We start from the raw sequence: 1,988 nt of genomic DNA, 5'->3' as shown, positions 1-1,988 counted from the left end.
GCCATGGGCAGCAAGGCTATCACCAAGCCGATCAAGGCGCTGCGCGGCGCGATCGGCACGCAGCTCGACCCGCATTCCTGCTGGATGCTCGGCCGCTCGCTGGAGACGCTGTCGATCCGCATGGAGCGGGCCAACGACAATGCTCGCCTGATCGCCGAATTCCTGCGCGACCACGCCAAGGTCGACAAGGTGCACTACCTGCCGTTTCTGGGCGAGAATACGCCGGCCGGCCGCGCCTACAGGGCGCAATGCAGCGGCGCCGGATCAACCTTCTCCTTCGACATCAAGGGCGGGGAGAAGGCGGCTTTCGCCTTCCTCAACGGATTGCAGATCTTCAAGCTGGCGGTGAGCCTCGGCGGAACGGAATCGCTGGCCAGTCACCCCGCGGCCATGACCCATTCGGGCATTCCCTTCGAGGTGCGCCAGCGCATCGGCGTGCTGGAGACCACGGTCAGGCTGTCGATCGGCGTCGAGCATCCGGACGATCTGATCGCCGACCTGACGCAGGCGCTGGCGGCGGTCTGACCGCTATCGCTGAAGCCGGACAGGACGGCCCTAGGATCTCTATACGTCATCACAAAAACGTGTGGTTGGATACATTGTGCCGCCAGGCCGTTCCGTTGGCGCATGCGCGCGCCGGGGAGCCGCGACGCGTGCACAGTCAATCGGAGGTTCTTCATGCGCACCCAATCCTTCTTACCGGCGCTGTCGGCGCTGGCCATTTCGACCGCTTTCCTGTTCGCATCGCCCGCCCTGGCAGCCATGGAAAAGTTCAAGGCGACACTAGACGGCAGCCAGCAGAGCCCGCCCGTCACCACGAAGGGTAAGGGCACAGCCACTTTCACCTTCGACACGACCAAGAAGAAGCTCAACTGGAACGTCAAATATTCCGGCCTCAGCGGACCGGCGACGGCCGCGCATATCCATGGCCCTGCGGCGATGGGTGAAAACGCCGACCCTGTCATCCCGTTCAAAAAACTCAAGAGCCCGATCAAGGGGTCGGAGACGCTCACTGATGCCCAGGCGGCTGACCTTGAGGCCGGCAAGTATTACGTCAACGTCCACACCAAAGCGAACCCGAATGGGGAGGTCCGCGGCCAGATCGAGAAGGCGAAGTAGCTGACCGTTGAAGGTTGGCAGGACAGCGCCCCCCTCTGTCCTGCCGGACATCTCCCCCTCAAGGGGGGAGATCGAATGTACTTCGGGTTTCGCCAATCGCCAGTGTTGGAAGAAGGGCGAGACGACGAAACTGCCAATCTCCCCCCTTGAGGGGGAGATGCCCGGCAGGGCAGAGGGGGCGTGAAGGAACTCGACTTGCCCCGGTCGGCCCTCAAACCTTGTCGCGGATCTGGGTCATCGTCCGGGTCGGGGTGATCGCTTCGGGGTCGAGCCTGATCTCGACGATCGCCGGCTTGCCGCTGGCGCGGGCGCGTTCGAAGGCCGGGGCGAAGTCCGCCGTCTTCTCAACCGTTTCGCCATGGCCGCCATAGGCGCGGGCGAGAGCCGCGAAATCGGGGTTCTTGAGGTCGGTGGCCACCACGCGGCCGGGATATTCGCGCTCCTGATGCATGCGGATGGTGCCGTAGATGCCGTTGTTGACGACGACGACGACGATCGGCAGGTCGTATTGCACGGCAGTGGCGAATTCCTGCCCGTTCATCAGGAAGCAGCCGTCGCCGGCGAAAGCGACCACGGTGCGCTCTGGAAACAGCTCTTTGGCGGCGACTGCCGCAGGCGTGCCATAGCCCATCGAGCCTGACGTCGGCGCACCTTGAGTGGCGAAGCGGCGGAAGCGATGGAAACGATGCACCCAGGTGGCATAATTGCCGGCGCCGTTGGTGAGGATGGCGTCGTCGGGCAGCATCTTTTCGAGATAGTTCATGATCGGGCCCATCTGGACCGGGCCGGGGCCGCTTTCGGGTGGTGTCGACCAGTCGAGATAGGCGGCATGCAGCTTTGGCGTCTCGGCTGCCCAGACGGGTGCGGAG

At 64.0% G+C, this 1,988-nt stretch carries 3 protein-coding genes; 2 read left to right on the top strand and 1 reads right to left on the bottom strand.

Annotation, left to right across the window (positions count from 1 at the left end; translation table 11 throughout):
- The coding region (locus tag EN969_RS28715; RefSeq protein ID WP_206525255.1) for a PLP-dependent transferase at positions 1 to 525 on the top strand (525 nt) is incomplete at its 5' end.
- 153 nt (positions 526 to 678) lie between these two features.
- Positions 679 to 1,119: a CHRD domain-containing protein gene (locus EN969_RS28710; protein ID WP_013530918.1), complete on the top strand. Its 441-nt coding sequence runs from the start codon at positions 679 to 681 to the stop codon at positions 1,117 to 1,119.
- Between the two features lie 211 nt (positions 1,120 to 1,330).
- On the opposite strand, the gene EN969_RS28700 is transcribed toward EN969_RS28710, so the two are convergent.
- Positions 1,331 to 1,988: thiamine pyrophosphate-dependent enzyme (locus EN969_RS28700; protein WP_245467542.1), on the bottom strand; the 658-nt coding region annotated here is incomplete at its 5' end.

The sequence above is a fragment of the Mesorhizobium sp. M7A.F.Ca.CA.003.01.2.1 genome, assembly GCF_003998945.1.
Taxonomy (GTDB): Bacteria; Pseudomonadota; Alphaproteobacteria; order Rhizobiales; family Rhizobiaceae; genus Mesorhizobium; species Mesorhizobium ciceri.
The sequence above is the reverse complement of the archived record's forward strand: the minus strand, read 5'-3'. Positions and strand labels throughout refer to the sequence as shown.

What these genes read in the sequence shown, in the direction of transcription:
- EN969_RS28710 (WP_013530918.1), top strand. Translation starts at nt 679, where the DNA reads ATGCGCACCCAATCCTTCTTACCGGCGCTGTCGGCGCTGGCCATTTCG.